13 protein-coding genes and 1 pseudogene are annotated in these 18539 nt (G+C 31.2%); all 14 read right to left on the bottom strand.

Annotated elements, in window-relative coordinates:
• Window positions 1-641 (bottom strand): annotated as a pseudogene (locus RR409_RS14615) (O-unit flippase); the annotation flags it as partial.
• Window positions 642-663: 22 nt separating this feature from the next.
• Complete coding sequence (locus RR409_RS14610; RefSeq protein WP_332558507.1) at window positions 664-1674, bottom strand: glycosyltransferase; 1011 nt, start codon at window positions 1672-1674, stop codon at window positions 664-666.
• An 87-nt stretch (window positions 1675-1761) separates the two neighbouring features.
• On the bottom strand, window positions 1762-2802 hold the full coding sequence (locus RR409_RS14605; RefSeq protein ID WP_332558506.1) for an alcohol dehydrogenase catalytic domain-containing protein: 1041 nt from the start codon (window positions 2800-2802) through the stop codon (window positions 1762-1764).
• 1 nt (window position 2803) lies between these two features.
• On the bottom strand, window positions 2804-3511 hold the full coding sequence (ispD, locus tag RR409_RS14600; protein ID WP_332558505.1) for a 2-C-methyl-D-erythritol 4-phosphate cytidylyltransferase: 708 nt from the start codon (window positions 3509-3511) through the stop codon (window positions 2804-2806).
• 162 nt (window positions 3512-3673) lie between these two features.
• Window positions 3674-4810 carry a CDP-glycerol glycerophosphotransferase family protein gene (locus RR409_RS14595; protein ID WP_332558504.1) on the bottom strand — a complete coding sequence of 379 codons (1137 nt, stop codon included), beginning with the start codon at window positions 4808-4810 and terminating at the stop codon, window positions 3674-3676.
• A 161-nt stretch (window positions 4811-4971) separates the two neighbouring features.
• Window positions 4972-5742 carry a DUF4422 domain-containing protein gene (locus RR409_RS14590; protein ID WP_332558503.1) on the bottom strand — a complete coding sequence of 257 codons (771 nt, stop codon included), beginning with the start codon at window positions 5740-5742 and terminating at the stop codon, window positions 4972-4974.
• Entirely contained in the window at window positions 5742-6848 is a 1107-nt protein-coding gene (glf, locus tag RR409_RS14585) for a UDP-galactopyranose mutase (RefSeq protein ID WP_332558502.1), read from the bottom strand. The genes RR409_RS14590 and glf overlap by 1 nt, the downstream gene beginning before the upstream one ends.
• A 41-nt stretch (window positions 6849-6889) precedes the next feature.
• A complete protein-coding gene (locus tag RR409_RS14580; RefSeq protein ID WP_332558501.1) occupies window positions 6890-7558 on the bottom strand; it encodes a sugar transferase in 669 nt (222 codons plus the stop codon).
• Window positions 7559-8243: 685 nt separating this feature from the next.
• On the bottom strand, window positions 8244-9977 hold the full coding sequence (locus RR409_RS14575; RefSeq protein ID WP_332558500.1) for a hypothetical protein: 1734 nt from the start codon (window positions 9975-9977) through the stop codon (window positions 8244-8246).
• A gap of 17 nt (window positions 9978-9994) precedes the next feature.
• Complete coding sequence (locus tag RR409_RS14570) at window positions 9995-11689, bottom strand: MBOAT family protein (protein WP_332558499.1); 1695 nt, start codon at window positions 11687-11689, stop codon at window positions 9995-9997.
• A 515-nt stretch (window positions 11690-12204) separates the two neighbouring features.
• A complete protein-coding gene (locus RR409_RS14565; RefSeq protein WP_332558498.1) occupies window positions 12205-14439 on the bottom strand; it encodes a pectate lyase-like adhesive domain-containing protein in 2235 nt (744 codons plus the stop codon).
• Window positions 14440-14807: 368 nt separating this feature from the next.
• Window positions 14808-15794 carry a UDP-glucose 4-epimerase GalE gene (galE, locus tag RR409_RS14560; RefSeq protein ID WP_332558497.1) on the bottom strand — a complete coding sequence of 329 codons (987 nt, stop codon included), beginning with the start codon at window positions 15792-15794 and terminating at the stop codon, window positions 14808-14810.
• A 97-nt stretch (window positions 15795-15891) separates the two neighbouring features.
• Window positions 15892-17241 carry a hypothetical protein gene (locus RR409_RS14555; RefSeq protein WP_332558496.1) on the bottom strand — a complete coding sequence of 450 codons (1350 nt, stop codon included), beginning with the start codon at window positions 17239-17241 and terminating at the stop codon, window positions 15892-15894.
• 151 nt (window positions 17242-17392) lie between these two features.
• Window positions 17393-18283, bottom strand: a complete 891-nt coding sequence (gene rfbD / locus RR409_RS14550) for a dTDP-4-dehydrorhamnose reductase (RefSeq protein ID WP_332558495.1) — start codon at window positions 18281-18283, stop codon at window positions 17393-17395.
• Window positions 18284-18539: the final 256 nt, after the last annotated feature.

Below are 18539 nucleotides of genomic sequence, written 5' to 3'. Positions count from 1 at the left end.
GGCTTTTCTTCTCTAATCCACGAAAACTTCTTATTTACAATAAAGTTTATGGTTATGTAATAAAGCAGGTTAGTAATTAGTTGTACTATAATAAATACAAGGAAGGACTTAAAGATGAAGAGTACAGCTATTTGCACTGTATATCTTAAAAATTTAAAAACAAAGTCCCATAGAGATATAATGTATCCATTTTGGCTTGCATAAAGTAGGCAAGTCTTATAGGAAAAGAAATAGGTCATTGCGGTATCTAAAACATAAAATATAAAACAAAGTTGCACATAATCTAAACTAATTTGATTCTTAACAAAAATCCCTAAGTAGTTTGAAAGTAATAACCCCACTATTAATAGCACTGATCCAGAAACTCTATATATTTTAGAATAAAGTCCTAGGATACCCTTTATTTGTGGTCTATCATTCTCTGCAAAGGGCTTGTAAAGGGAAAACATTATGGCCATTCCAACTCCCGATTCCACTAAATTTAAAAAACTTAGTATGTTAAGGAGCAAGCCTTGAAGCCCTGCCATATCTTCCCCAAGAATATTAATGAAGAATTTTCTATTTACGAAGGTTAACACCATCAAAAACACATAGGTTGTTATTCCGTATATTACATTTCTTTTAGCATGTTTAACTCGCATAACCTTCTCCAATTACTTTTTATTACTTTAACTTTCCCTTTAAATTGAACAGCCTGTAGGTCACATGAGGGACCATAAGTATGTTACTAGCTGCTATTTTAAACTTTATATTATCTTTATCACCATTTATTTTAAATCCTCTTAAATAGGATTTTACTTTCTTATCTTTTATAAATTTAAATAATTCCTCTTTACTTCTTCCACTTTTGGCAAGGGAAGAAAAGATTCTTATAATGGAGTGAGGAATTTTATATTCTAAAAGTGCGCTCTCCACAGCTTTATCTTTAAAGTTTTCTTCATTATATCTAAGGATTTCTAAGTTAGATTCATGTAAGTGAAAGTACTTTTCATCTGCATTTTTACTTACAGAAGTTTCCCTACGAACATAATAAACTAGCGGTTCATTAACACTTGCCACAAGTTTCGCATGCATCAACGCCTTTATTGCAAAAATAGTATCTTCACCAAATTTAATATTCTCAGGGAATAATATTTTATTTCCCTTTAAAAAACTAGAATCATAAAATCCAGAAATGGCACTTATCCAAAATTCATTTCTCAACATCTTCCCTGCAGCTTCTAAGCCACCTATGGGTTTATCTAAATATTTATGAACCTTTAGAAGAGTATTAACAGCACCAGGTTTGTATTCACCCTGAGCATTTAAATGTGTGTACCCACAAAATACCACTTGTGCATTTTCTTTTTCTGCACAGTTATACATTTTCTCCAGCAAGGTATCATCTATGTAGTCATCTGCATCTAAGAAGTAAATATATTTACCCTTTGATTCATTTATCCCTACATTTCTTGCCTTACTTACACCCTCATTTACTTTATTAATAACTCTATAATTTAGATCAGTTCCACTTAGCCTTTCTTCTGCTAACTCTATGCTATTATCCTTGGAACCATCATTAACTAATATGAGTTCAAAATCTTTAAAGCTTTGATTTATCAAAGAATCTATAGTTTTTATTATGTATTTTCCCACATTATAAACAGGTATTATTACAGACACCGTATTTGCCATTGTTACAACACCTCCGAGGTGCATCCATATTTTATCGTCACCTCACAGGTTCATCCATAATATGGACCGACCTCGTAGGTGCTTTATTTAAAATTGAAACTTAAGCACATTTTTTCCTAAATCTCGGTTTTGTGCTTCATATTCAAACACATTATAGTAGTCGCTGATATCCTTTATTGTTACTATATCGCTGATTAGAGTGGTTAAGTATTCACTATACTGAGTTCCTTCTATTAACTCTACAGCCTTTTTAAAGTCTTCCACAGAACTTCTTGTGGACCCTGTTAGAAGAATACCCTTTTCTAGGATTTTTCTTGTATTAATTTCTATACTACTTTCAGAAACTCCAGTTAGAACTATTTTTCCTCCAATAGCTATGTTATCTATTATTTCGTTTAGAGCATATTGAGAGGCTTTTCCCCCTACACACTCAAAGGCAATATCTATATGTTCTTCTTTAATATTTTTATCTTGTGCTAAATAGGTTTTGTTCGCTGGAAACTTCTCTAGCTTAGCTGGAGTTTTTCCTACAGCTATAATTTTGCTATTAGTAATAGTTTTTAATACACTGGTTAAAATGTATCCTACTACTCCATCTCCCCATACCCCTATTACCTTATTGTTTAAATCGGGATACCTTCTTATGGCAGCAAGGGCTACAGAGGTTAACTCTGCAAAAACTGCTTTTTCTGAAGGAACTTCTTCCTTTACTGGTATTATGTTAGATACAGGAAAACTTATGTATTCACAAGAAAATCCATCTATGTTACTGGAGGCAAATTTAGCCTTAGGGCAATAATTTTCTCCTAAGGTTTCCTGAAAACTACACCCACTTAAACAATCCTTAGCACAATCAGAAATATTAGGTACTAGCACTACCTTTTGACCTACTTTCAAGGTGTTTGTAGGGTCTTTTAGAATGGTTCCTACTACTTCATGAAGTAATCTCATTGGATATTTAAGTCCTAGTATTCGCTCTTCCCTTTGGCCTAGGTAATATCTAAGATCTGCCTTACAAACAGCACCCATTTCCATTTTTACTAGGGCCTCATTTTCTTTTACCAATACATCTTCATAATATATTTCAAAGGTTTTTGGAGATACCACTTTAAACCCTTTACTTAGCATATTAGTTCACCTCTAGTTTTCCAAGCTTTATTATGGATTTTAATAATAATAAATCTTCAAAGGTAGTTACCTTAAAGTTTAATTTGTCTCCCTTTACAAGATGAACTTTTTTATTTAGCTTTAGCACCAATTGACAATCATCAGTGGCATTTAAGTCTCCTGCGTTTATAGCTTCTTCGTGAGCTGCTTTTATAAGTCCAAAGTTAAAGCTTTGTGGAGTTTGGCCAAGATATAATTCTTTTCTCACTGGCACTGCATCGATAATTTCTCCATCTACACTTTTAATGATAGTATCAGCACTAGGAATTACTGTGTCCACAGCACCAAATTTTTCTGTATAGGTTATATTTTCATCAATTATTCTTTGAGACACCATTGGTCTTGCAGCATCATGGATTACTAATATATCCTCATCCTTACAAAAATCTTTAAGCTGAGAGATTCCATTGTAAACAGAACCTTGTCTTGTATCCCCGCCATCAATTATCCATTTTACTTTGGTTAATCCATATTTTCTTATCCAAATCATTAGATCTTCTTTCCAATCTTCCTTGCAGATCACTGCAATATATTGGATGTTTGGATTTATATCAAAGGCCTCAATAGTGTGAACTATTAAAGGTTTTCCGTATATATCTATAAATTGCTTAGGAACGTCGCTACCCATTCTAGTGCCACTTCCACCAGCTAATATAATTCCTATGTTCATAAAACACCTCCACAAACAATTTGTGTATTTAAGCTGATTATAAAAATCAGTTTGATATTAAAATTTATCTTTTCCTTAAAGAATTCTTTGAGACTACTTTTAAAAATTATTTGAAATTTATCCGCTATATAATTAAAGAAAACTTTCTCAATTAAATTTTCTCTAATGTCTTTTGTATTTACTCAAAAAGAATTCTACAAATCTCTCACTAGATTTTCCACCAACAAAGCCACAAAACTCCTTGGAAAACTTTTTAACTTTATCTATTGGGAAGTTATTGCTTTTTATTGCTTCTATAACCTCTTTTGTAGTTTTTACTATAGGTCCTGGTACAAATTCCTCGTAAGGAAAATAAAAATCCCTAAGATTTTCTTTAAAGTCATCATAATCATAAGCAAAGAATATCATAGGTTTCTCAAGAAGAGCGTATTCAAACACTACTGAAGAATAATCTGTTATTAAAAAATCTGAAGCTATCATCAAATCATTGATATTTTCATTATTCACATCCAGTACAAAATTCTTCATATTCTCTGGAATTATGTCCTTGTTTCTTATTATTGGATGAAGCTTTAATAGTATTAAATATTCTTCACCTAAAACTCTTTTAAGTAACCCTAAATCTAGCTTCATATTAAACGTCTCTTTTTCGTTATCCCTAAAAGTTGGAGCGTATAAGATTAGTTTTTTCCCACTTGCTACCTTATGCTTATCTAAGAACTTTCCTTTTATATTACTTTTATAACTTTCATCAAATAGTGGATCTGTTCTTGGGATTCCAAGGGATAATATTCTATCTGTAGGTACATTTAATGCCTCAGAATAAATACTCTTTAGCTTATCAGCACTTACTAATAGATAATCAATATTTTCTCCATCCTTCTTAAATCTTTCTACATCTTCACCTTTTGCTGAGTGTAATCCAAATTTTTTGAAGGCTCCCAGTGCATGCCAGGTATTTATCATTATTGTGTCTTTTCTTTTTCTTAGAAATTGATAATAATGATTGTCAGTAATCCAGTATTTTGAGGTGGCTAGATAATACAAATGACTTATGGAGCGAGTGGTTATAAGCTTAACATTTTCTTCTTGCTGTAAATCTATGATCACACCTCTATTTAGGGGAATAATAATTTCCACATCTAAATCTCGTTTCCTTATTTCCTTGTAAATGTAGAGAAGGTTTCCATAGAAACCTTTACCATACTCACACTCTAGTATAATTCTGTTATTTTTTATGGGTACTATACTAAAAGCCTTAAATATCAAACTAGAAAAATAAAATATTAAGTTTCTCATAATAGTCCCCTTTCTTTAAATAATAAACAAATTTCTTTTATTTAACGGCTTTATAAAAAGATTTAACCCTTAACAAACTAACATCTGTTAGAAAGTTTAATCTTTCGTCTTATGATCTTCCAAAGACACCATTACTTATCTCTTTAAAACATGGTTAAGTTCTAACTTCTATACTTTCTTTTTAAGAATTCATTTGCTTTCTTTATCCAATCTACTTTTTCTAGATTTACTACCGGAACTTCTTTTTCTTTCAGTGCCTTTTTTTCTAGCCATACATTGAATAATCTTTCACTTAAGAACCCGAAGATTCTACTTTGATAAGCATCATATTTTGATATATCTACTCTTTTTTCTAGTTCAAACAATATAGAAAAAAGCCAATCAGAGTATTCATCAAAATGCTCTTTTTTCATTATAAACATATTAAATAAATGAAGTCTTGTTCCCTTCATTACTACGTTAAAGCTCTCTAAATAGTCACTATGTTTTTCTTTTATTATTTCTTCTACTTTATTTAAATCTTCTATATAGTGAGCATGTCTATAATGCGATTTTATTGTTTCTATGTAGTAATTCCTCTTTCTTGGAAGAATAACATCACTATCCTTTAAAAGCTCTTCTATCTCACTTTTAGTTAGAATCATTTGAAACTTGTCTTTCGAGTTATCTATTCTGGAGAGGAAGCTTTTATTTGTAAAATATCTTCTGTAGTGGCACAATCCTATATAATCGCATTTTAAATTTTTAGATGCCCAATATAGTCCTGTTAGTTCACAATAATTTGGGTTTTTCTTAGATATGTTGTCCCCAGTGTTGTCTCCCACATATCCCAAATCTTGTTTTCCTTCACTTCCTACATGGATGGGGATGTATATATTTTCTTTTGGCATTTTATACTTTTTATGTGTTGCCACCAGTATTTTTATATCCATTAATCCCTAAACTCCTCTTTTACTTTTTTTAACGCCGCTCTTATTACATTATGCATATCGTAATATTTATACTCTCCAAGTCTTCCCCCAAATATTACTTTATCCTCTTTATCCGCAAGAGCTTTATATTCATTAAATAAATCTAAATTCTTTTTATCAAATACTGGATAATAAGGTTCATCACCCTTTTCCCATTCCTTTGGATATTCCTTTGTTATTACTGTAGTTTCACTGGTTCCAAATTCAAAATGTTTATGTTCAATTACCCTTGTATACGGGGTTTCCCTATCTGTGTAATTTACTACAGCATTTCCTTGGTAATTTTCTTCTTTTAAAGTCTCAGTTTCAAACCTTAAACTTCTATACTCTAAAACTCCGTACCTATGCTCATAAAACTCATCAATCATCCCTGTAAATAACACTTTATCTGCAAGGTTATTTAGAGTTTCTCTATTTTCAAAGTAATCACAGCTAAGTTTTACCTCACAATCCTTAAGAAGATTTTCAATTATAACATTGTAACCACCTATAGGTATTCCTTGATACTTATCATTAAAGTAGTTATTATCGTAAGTAAATCTCACTGGTAATCTTTTTATTATAAAAGGAGGTAGTTCTGTTGCGCTTCTACCCCATTGTTTTTCTGTATATCCCTTTATAAGCTTTTCGTAGATATCTGTTCCTACTAAGGAAATAGCTTGTTCTTCTAAATTTTCTGGTGTCTTATTTCCTAATATACTTCTTTGCTCTTCTATCTTTTCCTTTGCTTGCTTCGGAGTCACTACTCCCCACAATTTATTAAAGGTATTCATATTAAAAGGCATATTGTATATTTCCCCATTAAAATTTGCTATTGGAGAATTTGTGTATCTATTAAATTCTGTAAATTTATTAACATAGCTCCATATCTCATCATCGCTAGTATGAAAAATATGAGCTCCGTATTTATGCACATTAATTCCTTCTATACTTTCACAGTATATATTGCCACCTATATGATTTCTCTTATCAATTACTAGGCAAGTCTTTCCTCTTTTAGTAGCTTCATAAGCAAATACTGATCCGTACAATCCCGCACCTACTATTAAGTAATCATATTTCTTCATTTAAGCACCTTCTCACTATGTTTTTAGTATTGTGTACTGGATTATCTTGCACCTTCTCTTTTAAACACCACTACGGCAGTCTTTAAAATAATCGCTATATCCATCCATATAGTTCTTTTATCTATATAATCCATATCAAGCTGTACTCTTTCATCATAAGTTGTGTCACTTCTACCATTTGCTTGCCAGTTTCCTGTTAAGCCAGGCTTTACACTTAAAAACTTCTTACCGTACTTACCATAAAGTTCAATTTCCTTCTCTACGATAGGTCTTGGTCCTACTATACTTAAATCTCCCTGAAGGATATTTACTAACTGTGGTAATTCATCTAAACTTGTTCTTCTTAAAAAATCTCCCATTTTTGTTATTCTAGGATCATTTTCTAACTTAAAGTTTTCGTCAAATTCCTTTTTTTGTTCTGGAGTTAGATTATTTAATAATTCTTCAGCATTGATAACCATGCTTCTGAATTTATATATTTTTATTATTTTTCCTCTATGGCCCAACCTTTTATGGGCAAAAAATACAGGTCCTTTAGAATCTAACTTAACTAATATAGCTAGTATTAAAAATACTGGACTAAGTAATACAAGGCCTACTGCTGCGCCTATTATATCCATTAGTCTTTTAGTAAAGTTATATAAAAAACCTTTTTCTTTAATATTTTCTTTTATAGTTACTTGCATATTATGTGTTTGTACTTCAGACATATAATATCCTCCTCTAATTCACCATAAATTTAAACAGTTATATATTTTTACTGTTTATTTATTTGTATGGAACCAAACTCAACATTTTTCTTATAAATAAGAACATCTTGGTTCCTATAAGGTCTTTAAGTTTTAATTTTTAAATTTTTCATCTTAAAAGCCTAAAAATTCATTTATTATGAAGTGTATTTTATTTATTCTCCTTCAATAGGAGATTAGTTACTTCCATAATTAAAATTATATGGTGTCATCTTAATATTAAATTTATTTAGTAACTTCACAGCACTAACCATCTTAATTTTTCATCTTATTTAAAACAGGACTAATCATTGGTTAAAATTACTAGCCTGAATTTTATTGCTAACTATTAAGTGTTTTGGAAAAATGTCGATTTATATATAGTGGTGTGAAATTCACATACATTATAGCATAATAACTTCTTCTGTGCTATTAGATAAAATTTCTTGCTTAACATATTTATGGCATAAATAATATATTAATTGGTGTAATTAGTGTGCCACATTTGTTCATAATTAAACTTATTTCGGCATAATCACCATATAAGTTATGCTTTTAGTTTACTATTTAATTCACTTTTTGTATAGTAAATAATGCCATTGTTAAATTTTTCTTAAAATATAGAAACTCACAGGAAATATTTTCCCTGTGAGTTTGTTTTTTGTATTTACTTTTTTATCGCTTTAGGATTTTCTCTTAGTAATTCTCCTATGAATCTTTCAGTTATTTGATGAATCACTATATCTGGCTTTGTTTGCAATATTAATTTCTCATCAAAGGTGTGACTCCATTGATATATTGAAGTGCTAAAATGCTCTGATATAAGTGGTAATAATCTTACGGTGAAAGAATCCCTAAACATAAGTAGCTTTGGAAGTGACTTATCTGCAGTATCCATTACCGTTCCTTGAGCTAACTTATATGTATAGCCGCCTACTGGGATAGCTTTTCTTGAAGCTTTTGGAGTAAGAATTATATGTTCTTCTGCAAAGGATTTTGGAATCCCAATGAGCTTAGCTAAATCGCCTCCCTCATTTATCCATTTTTTCTCAACATTAAAATCTTGGAACTCCTTAGGTTTAATTTCAGGAAAATATTCATTCACTTCTTCCATTATTGCACTATATCCTATATATGCTCCATATTCATTCCAATGGGAATCTGTTTTGTCATATAATCTTTCTTCGTTCTTTTTATCTAAAAGTTTTTGCCTTATATCAACAATTTCTATATCTGAGTTTTTTTCTAAATACGAAAGTAGCTGATCTAATCTTGTTTCCTCTGATACTTTTTTGATGTTATTTGGTAGGTATTCCCCATATATGGTTTCCTTATTTGGAGTCACTGTAATCACAAAAGGAATTCCTTGAGACTGAAGCCAATCTCTTCTCTCTTCTAAATTTTCTTTTATTTTTAATAACTCTTCTTCTTTAAATAAAATTGCTCCTCTATATACATCTATTAAGTTCTCATTGCCCTCTTGAGTATAGTAGAGCCATCCTTCTTCTCCTACTGTAACTTTTTGAGAAGGAGATTGATTTAGTAATTTAACATTTAAGTAACTATTCCATTTTACAAGTAAATTTTTAAGTCCAAAGTTATCATTTAAATAATTCTCATAATTCTTAGGATATGACTTTATTGTTTCTATATCTAGCTTAAAACTAGGTTTCTTTGCCAGTTGTCTTTGTTCTGTATTTTCGCCTACTTGGATTCCTACAGCATTTAAAGTACTTGGTAGGAAAATAGCTATCATAAATACTGAAATAAATCCAAGCTTTCTTATGGATAGTCCCTTTCTTTTAATAAATCCATATATCCATAATGATATTGCAGCAAAGGTTATTGCTATGATTGCTATAGTTATCATTAAATCTTTATTTATTTCACCTTGCTCCAAAAGAGTAGCTGTGTTTTCCCCATAAATTAGAGGATCTTCTTTTTGAGAGATAATATATAATAAATTATCTTTCACTTCAATTTTTTCAACATGCTCTCCCACCTTAGAAAACACCTCTAGAATTTTTGCCGGTGAAAGGACAACCTTCTTCAATCTGTGCTCTAGAGTAATATTCTCTATTATGACTTCTTCTGGCTTTACTCCAAAATCAATTCTAAGCTTATCTATTTCCCTACTAGGAATCTTAAATTTTATATCTTGAAATTCTTTACTAGGCTTTACAGCTGCATTTATAATCATCTCTTCATTAAACAAGCTATTTACTTTGTTAGTGTAAAACACTTGATAGGTATTATTTTTAGAAGTTTTTGATGAAATATTAAGTTTCACCACATTTTTAGAGGCTTCGTTATATATACCAGCAATAATCCCAAAGAATATTAAGGTTAAAATAACAAGATTTCTAGTTTGTGCTAATATTTTGCTTGTCTTACTTTCCATGATTTTCACCTCCACTACTAGAATCTAAAATAAATAAACGGATTATATGTGGTACTGGATAGAGTTACTAAACAAACTACAAATAAAACTATCAGTGTTAAATCTCTTAAATAGTAATATATTGTGGTGCTTGAATCAGAACTAGATTTATTAGACTTTAGTTTATTAATTTCTTTAGTCCCCTCTTCATCTTTTCTCTTAGAAAGTTCTCTTAAATCACTATTTGAAAGAGTTATTGAGTTTGCATTCTGCTCCTCATCTTTAGAATTTGATGTGGTACAGGTTACTGCACTTTCCCTGCTTAAGCTCTTATTTGTTATAGTTTCCTCGAAATTCTTCTCATTACTATTATTAGTAGAATTTTTAACCTTTTTTACTGTACTTTCTTCATGATTATCTTCTATGGAACCTTTTATAAAGCCTTTTAAATACTTCATTATCGGTGCTGAAAAAATGATTCCTGCTACTAAAATTAGCATGGATTTATTATTTAAATAAAGGGCTGGATAGTAAAGATTACTTGTTCCTGTTGCACTAAACATGGCTTTTACATAATTCCAACCTGCAGTAAGGTTCTCCGCTCTAAAGAATACCCATCCCACCATTATTATCAATAAGGCATATAGGTGTCTTATCGGTGCCCAAAGTCTATTTAATACTTTTCCAATAGGAGTTCTTTCAATTACTAAGAAGGTTCCATGGAAAGCTCCCCAAAAGATAAAATTCCAACTTGCCCCATGCCAAAGCCCTGATAGTAAAAATACTATTATTTGATTCCTATAGGACTTAGCTGTGGAGCATCGATTCCCCCCTAGAGGAATGTATAGATAATCTCTAAACCAAGTTGTTAGAGATATGTGCCATCGTTTCCAAAACTCTCTAATGCTTTTTGATATATATGGGTAGTTAAAGTTTTCTAGGAAATTAAACCCAAAAACTTTTCCGAGACCTATAGCCATATCAGAATACCCTGAAAAATCATAGTAAATTTGAAGGGTATAACAAATTATACCTAACCAAGCTACCCCTGCGGTTAACTCATTTGATGGAATTGCAAAGATTTTATCTGCAATTTCTCCAGTACCATTGGCTATGAGGATCTTTTTAGCAAAACCCATTATAAATCTTCTTATTCCATAATAGGTTTTATCTATGGTTATTTCTCTTTTTTCTATTTCCCTATCTACATCTTGATATCTTACAATAGGCCCTGCAATGAGTTGAGGGAATAGAGCGATATATAGTGCCAAATCAAATATATTCTTCTGAACCTTAGTATCTTTTCTGTATACGTCAACCACATAAGAAAGTCCTTGGAAGGTAAAAAAGGATATTCCTATAGGTAATGGAATAGTTCTTAAGTTAACAGTGTACTCTATAGACACCAATCCCATTAAGCTATTTAGATTATGTACTAAGAAATTAGCATATTTAAAGAATATCAGCAGCCCTAGATTAAGCACTAAACAAATAACTAGGTAAAGCTTTTTCTTACTTTTATTCTCAAAATTCTTGTGTATTAGAACTCCAAAATAAAAATTTATAATAATAGATAATAACATTACTAAAACAAACTTAGGCTCACCCCAAGCATAAAATAATAAACTAGCTAGAAGCAGCAGCATATTACGAAATTCTTTTCTAATTAAAAAATATCCACCAACTACTATTGGCAGAAACATGAACATAAAAACCGTAGATGTAAAAACCATAAGGTATGTACCTTCACCTTTCTATTGATTTGATTATCATTTTTACATTATATCATCTAGTGTGGGTTTTTTTAAGGGTTTTATAATTTCATGAGAAGAAAAGATACTTTTCTCATAATTTATAAGCTCACCTACTTTTTCTACGGTACTAATAATAGAAACTCACTGTTTATTTTGTGATGAACAATTTGTCCAATGCAAAATATTTGAAGGTAACATCAAGTAAGATACTCCAAGTTATCTTTAGAGAAAGACATAAAAATAATAATAAATAAATATGTGAATACTTCCATATATAAATATAAAAATATATATTTACATTTGTAGATATTTATAAGAATACATAGGGTTTATGCTGGTTTCAGCATGCAAAGTTAAAAGCCCAGCAGAGATTTCTCTCTACTGGACTTTCTTAATAACAAGTACTTTTCTATTTTAAATATCTGTAGTCTAACACCAATATAATATTTCAGCTAATCACTAAAGATTTAGTTATATATTTAGTGCGAGAACTACTATTGATTAATTTGCTCTCCTACAACTACCTCAGTTGTTCCTTCAGCAATTACAGCACCATTATTAGCCTTATCAACTAATTTAAATGTAATTGTATAGGTTCCCGCCTTTTCAAAGGTTACTTTCCAAGGTTGTGTTACAGTGTAATTTGCAGCAATTGGGAATCCTGATTCTGGTCCCCACACCCCATTGTTAGTAAAAGTATATTCTGTATTAGTTGTATCTGTAGCCTTGAAAGTTACATTTCCTGTTGATACAGCTTCATTGCTGAATTCAAACCTTACTTTTTCATATCCTGTTTGCTTAGTTACATCAGTTGCAAAGGTTACTGGAACAGTTACCTCTGTACCTGCTACAATTCCTTCTGGTACTTCGAATGCAAATTTATAAGTAGAAGGCTTAGCTACTTCATTTCCAGTAGTAACATAATATTGAGTTTGATCAGCTTTTATTGTTGTATTTATTGCAGTTGGCGCATTTGTTCCTGTTACAGTTCCTTGGGTATTTACTAACCAAATTGTTGGCATGCCATATTCCTCAGAAGCATTAACTAAAGTTCCTGTTACTGTTAATGTTGAATTTGTTAATTCTGCTGATGTACCTTTTGATACTTCGATTCCACCAAACTCATTTCCACTAACTGTTGTTACTCCTGTTAATTCTACTTCTGATCCATTTACTAAGATTCCACCATCTGCTCCTGAAACAGCTACATTGTTAAGCATAACATCAGTTGAGTTATAAACTTGGATTCCGTAAACTCCTTGCCATTTATTAGCTTCCCCTGACATTGTCACAGTAACACCGTTAATTTCAACTCCGTTTGAAAGAACTAAAATTCCTTGTCTTTTTCCATTTTCTAATGTATTAAGAACATTTGTAAAAGTTAATACTTTGTCTCCACCATTGATTGTTACTTCACGATTAACTACTATTGCTTCAGCAATATCTTTAATATCTGCTGTGATGTTGATTGTTTCAACTCTCTCATTTTGTAATGCCGCTTTTAGTCCAGCTAAATCTTTTACATCCCATGTTGATGATGGAGCTACCACAACACTGTCTGTGCCCTCACCTTTATTAACTACTGCATCAATTCCTGTTGTTACTGTAACTTCTACATTTGTGCTAGAAGATAGGTTTACTGTACCTGATATAACTTCAATTGTTCCTGCTGAAGTTACATCTACATTGTTTAAGTTTCCACTTAAAATAACTTTTTTACTAGGTGTTTTTGTAGCTATATCAACTTTTCCCACAGTTGAGCCTTCTGCAACTTCAAGCTTTGCACCAGATAATACTTTAGCATTAGCTATGGTAGCAGTTCCTTCCACTACTATACGAGCATCATCGTTGTTATCTTGTACTGTAAGCGCTTTAACATTTGAACTTCCTTTAACATAAAGGGAATGAGAACCTACATTGTTAACAGTTACTCCATCTACAGTAACGTTTTCTAAGATAACTTCACCTGTTCCAAAGTTAATTAAAAGATTACCAGTTATATTTAAATTACGTAATGTAATTGCTTGTCCACTTGTTTCGTTTAAAAATATATTACCCTCTATTTTAGTAGGGTTATCTGAATCTTCTGGTCCAAAAGTACCAGTTTCTGATGAAATTACATAGTTGAATTTATGAGTACCACTATCATTTAATTCTTCATTGTCACCTAAGTTTTGTACAGCATCTACCCACGCAACAATTGAACTATCTACTGCCGTTTTTATCTCGTCAAATAATTTATTTGCTTCATCTATATCTTCTTGTAACATTGATTCAACTGCTTTATTATAAGCATCTACTGCATTTTTCATAAGTCCTTGTTGAATCACATCTACAGCTGTGCTATATGAACCTCTATAGAAAATCGGCATATCTGGGTCTATGGCAGCTTTTGCAGCATTTATATTTGCTTGTGTTGGAGTTGCTTGAGCTTTTACAATTGCCTCATAAGCTGTAACAAATATTGGATGTTGAATTTTATCAACTTGCTTAGAAAATTCTCCAATAGCCCAATCTAAGTTTTTTGGTATTAGTGCTATTTTACCCCTGGCTTCATTAACGGACTTTTGAGTTTTTACTGTCATTGCATTTACCGTTGCATTATAAGCGTTAGCATAAATACTATCCAATTCTGATAATGTTGCAGCCTTCACAGTGGCAGTATTTAACATACCACCAATCATTGTTGCTGATATTAAACTACATAGTACTCTTAACTTTTTATTCATTTTTATCCTCCCATATGTACAATAGTAATGTAAAAGGCTATGTTAGGAAAATCTGCACTAACCCTTGATTTTACGCCTCTTTGAGTGGATTATATCATATGGTTTTCTATTATTCTAATGGATATATTTTGTTATAATTGGTACATATTCCATAGAAGGATAGCCTTTCATTTTTTGTCTCCTTAAGATTGTTCACCTTGTTAATATATTCTCAAAAATTAAAACCCAAAGGAGACTTAAAATGTCCTTTACAGAGGATACACTTTAAATTTTCCTGTGGGTTTTTCATCTTTTATATTTAATTTATTTATACTTACTGTAATCTCTAAGATATATAGACTATCCAGAAAGTACTACTTTTTAATTTTTTATTTTGAATATCCATTTGGATGATTCTTATGCCAATTCCAAGCAGTTTCAATGATAGTTTCTAAGGAATTATATTTAGGTTTCCATCCTAGTTCTTTAACTGCTCTTTCAGAAGATGCAATTAGGATTGCTGGATCCCCTGCTCTTCTTTCTGAAACTACTGCTGGAATAGGGTGATTTGTTACTTTTCTTGTAACTTCTATTACTTCTTTCACTGAGAAGCCTGTGCCATTTCCTAGATTGTAAATTGCACTTTCTTCTCCTCTCATTAATCTATCCAGAGCCAAACTATGAGCTGAAGCAAGGTCGCTTACATGAATGTAATCTCTTATACAAGTGCCATCCTCAGTTTTGTAATCTTCTCCAAATATCTTTATATTTTCTCTTTTTCCAAGAGCTACTTGCAGAATTAAAGGTATTAAATGAGATTCTGGGCTGTGATCTTCTCCAATTTTCCCACTGATATGAGCACCTGCTGCATTAAAATATCTTAGAGCAGTATATTTTATTCCATAAGCAGTATCACACCATCTTAGTACTTTTTCCACTAACAATTTAGATTCGCCATAAGCATTAGTAGGAACCGTCTTATCACTTTCCATTATTGGAATAGTTTCTGGCTCCCCATAGGTAGCCGCTGTAGAAGAAAATACTATGTATTTAACTCCATGATCTTTCATAGCCTCTAAAAGACTTATAGTTCCGTATACGTTATTGTTAAAATACTTAAGTGGCTCCTCCATGCTTTCTCCAACTAAGGAATAAGCTGCAAAGTCAATTACTGCATCTATTTTATTTTCTGTAAAAACTTGATCTAATATTTTTCTGTCTCTTAAGTCTCCCACATAAAGCTTTCCACCAAATAGAGATTCTTTATGTCCTTTTTCTAGGTTATCTAGTACCACAACTTCTTTTCCTTGTTCTAAAAGCTCAGCTACCATGTGACTTCCTATGTAACCAGCTCCACCACAAACTAAAACTTTCATTTTCTTCCTCCTATTTCCCCTAGGGTTTATTCAAATAGATTTAGTTTTTTTAATTATACCACTTAACTTTTATAAGTACATCCCTTAAATGGATAACCTATCCATTGTCCACAGAAAGCTTCTTTAAATTTTTATAGGTACTTATAGGTCCTAACACTGCAAAAAGTAGTAGGGAAATTCCTGTTCCCATAGCAATACCTGTACTTCCCAGGCCTAACTTGTTCACTAAGAAAATACATAGAGGTATATTAATTGCTCCTGCAAAAATATAGGATATCATTTGTACATCTAGCTCATTTATAGCATTTAAGAAGTATTGGAATATAGTACACCAAATATGGATCATAGTATAAGCTGCGCAGGCAATAATAAGTGGCATGCTCATGTTTTGCTCCTTACCAGCCCATACTTTAATGATTGGATTTGTTATGAATATGGTGATTATTATACATACAAAAATTCCACCAGTGGCAATAAATATCTTCTTAAAGGAACTTTTAATCCAAGCTATATCCTTATCAAAGTACGCCTTAGAAAAGGCTCTCCAGAAAGGAGTTATTATAACAATAAATACAGTTATATAATTTCTAAACAGCTTACTTACGAAATAATAAGGGCTTACTTCTTCTGGCCCTATTAATTTTGTTATAAGGAAACTATCTGTTGAAAATAATACCACAGTGGCAATTTGAACTATTAAAAACTTCGTGCTAATTCCTAGGATGTCTTTTGTAAGAGTTTTATCAATAAACTTGAAGCTAGGTTTAATATGTTTCAATTCTCCATTGAAATCTCTAAGACTAATCCAAAGTACAATTACTATAGATGAAAAGTTATATATAAAACTCATTAAAACAACATCTTTGATATTTAATAAATTCAAAACAAAGATTATGATGCAATTTACTGCTGTAGTTAAAAAGGAAATATAGTTAACTACATAGGATTTAAGTATTGCATGATATATTGGACATATTAGAGAAAGATAAAAATAAATAAGATAAAAATTTATCATGAGATTCATCATTATTTTAAGGGTTCTTCCTGTTAATACATCTTCCCCTATATTAAATACACTATTCCAATTTATAAAGAAATTTGATACGGTAAACACTGCTAAAAATATAACCGTTAAAACCCCCATTATATAGTAGGTGGTACTTATATATTTCTTTGCTAAGGTATGGTTGCCTTCATTTAGAGTATCACTTAATTTGTTTCTAAGTCCATTTCCAAGTCCCATATCCAGCATATTTATCCAAGTTAGGATTGATAAAATGGTAAACCATACTCCTGCAATTCGGTCATCTCCAACATTTCTATAAATTAAACCAGTTAAAATTACGTTTCCTACTATATATCCACCACGAAATAATCCTAGCCCTAAGATATTCTTAACTATTGGACTTTCATAGAGTTTATTCCATTTTGCTTTTATACTACTCATGTTTTTTCTCCTGTTTTCATTTTACTACAACTTCAAAAGGTAAAAAGTTGATTTCACTTCAGATTTTTAAAAAGTTTTAAATAATAATGTCTGCATGATTTAATCTTCTTACCTGTTAAAACTGTTTTGATATCATAGGAATAAATATCCCTTATTCCAAACCCTGGTTAAAGTTCTTAATAAACATTTTAAGGGCTTCTTCCCAAGGTCTCATTTCATTTCCTACAGTACATCTTAACATCATATTATCTAAAGATGAAAAAGTTGGTCTTTTTGCCGCACTATTAAATTTCTCCGAGGTTGTAGGCTCTACAGTGCAGTTTATTCCTGAAAGCTCTATTATAGCTTTAGCAAAATCATACCAAGTGCATTCACCTTCTCCACTGCAGTGATATATTCCATATTCTTCAGTAATTATTAGCTTTAAAATATGATACGCTAAATCTTCTGCATTAGTTGGGTTACCCCTTTGATCATTAACCACTGTTAAGTGACCTTTTTCTTTTGCAGCCTTTATAATGGTTTTCACAAAATTCTTTCCGCTATATCCATATACCCAAGCTGTTCTTACTATAAAGTATTTTGAAGAAAATTCTCTTACATATTCTTCACCTAGTGCTTTAGTTTTTCCATAGACACTTACTGAATTTATGCTGTCATATTCTCTATAAGGCTTATTTCCGTTCCCCTGAAATACATAGTCTGTGGAAAGATGCACTATTTTTGCTCCTATTTCTTCACTAACTATAGCTAAGTTTCTTGGACCAATACTGTTAATCTTAAAGGCTAAATCTTCATTAGTTTCACAGCCATCCACATTAGTGTAAGCAGCACAATTAATTATCACTTCAGGCTTTTCCCTACAAAGCACTTCTCTTACAGTATTTAAATCTGTTATATCTAATTCACTCTTATCAAAGGCAGCTATTTCACAAGGTTTTATTTTGCTTGGTAATTCACCTAGTTCAGCTATACCATTTTTTAATATATTAATTAACTGAGTACCTAATTGTCCTTTTGCTCCCGTTACTAATACTTTCATTACTTTTCCTCCAACCCAATGTTTAAATAATGAACAATTTTAATTTCCTCAACCACTACTGGATAGAGCTATAAATTCTTCTAACCTGTTATCTATCTTTTGGTCTATCTCCTTAACCATCATCACATGTTAAATTTCATTAAAGATTTTGCATTTATTAGAGTTAAATAAATCTAAGCTTTCAAATAGATTTAATCACTTAATAAGCCCAAGAGTTTTGATAAAAGTTGGTTTTAATGGTTAAGCTAAAACTCTA

This window comes from Clostridium sp. (genome assembly GCF_036642255.1).
GTDB lineage: Bacteria > Bacillota > Clostridia > Clostridiales > Clostridiaceae > Clostridium_J.
The sequence above is the reverse complement of the archived record's forward strand: the minus strand, read 5'-3'. Positions and strand labels throughout refer to the sequence as shown.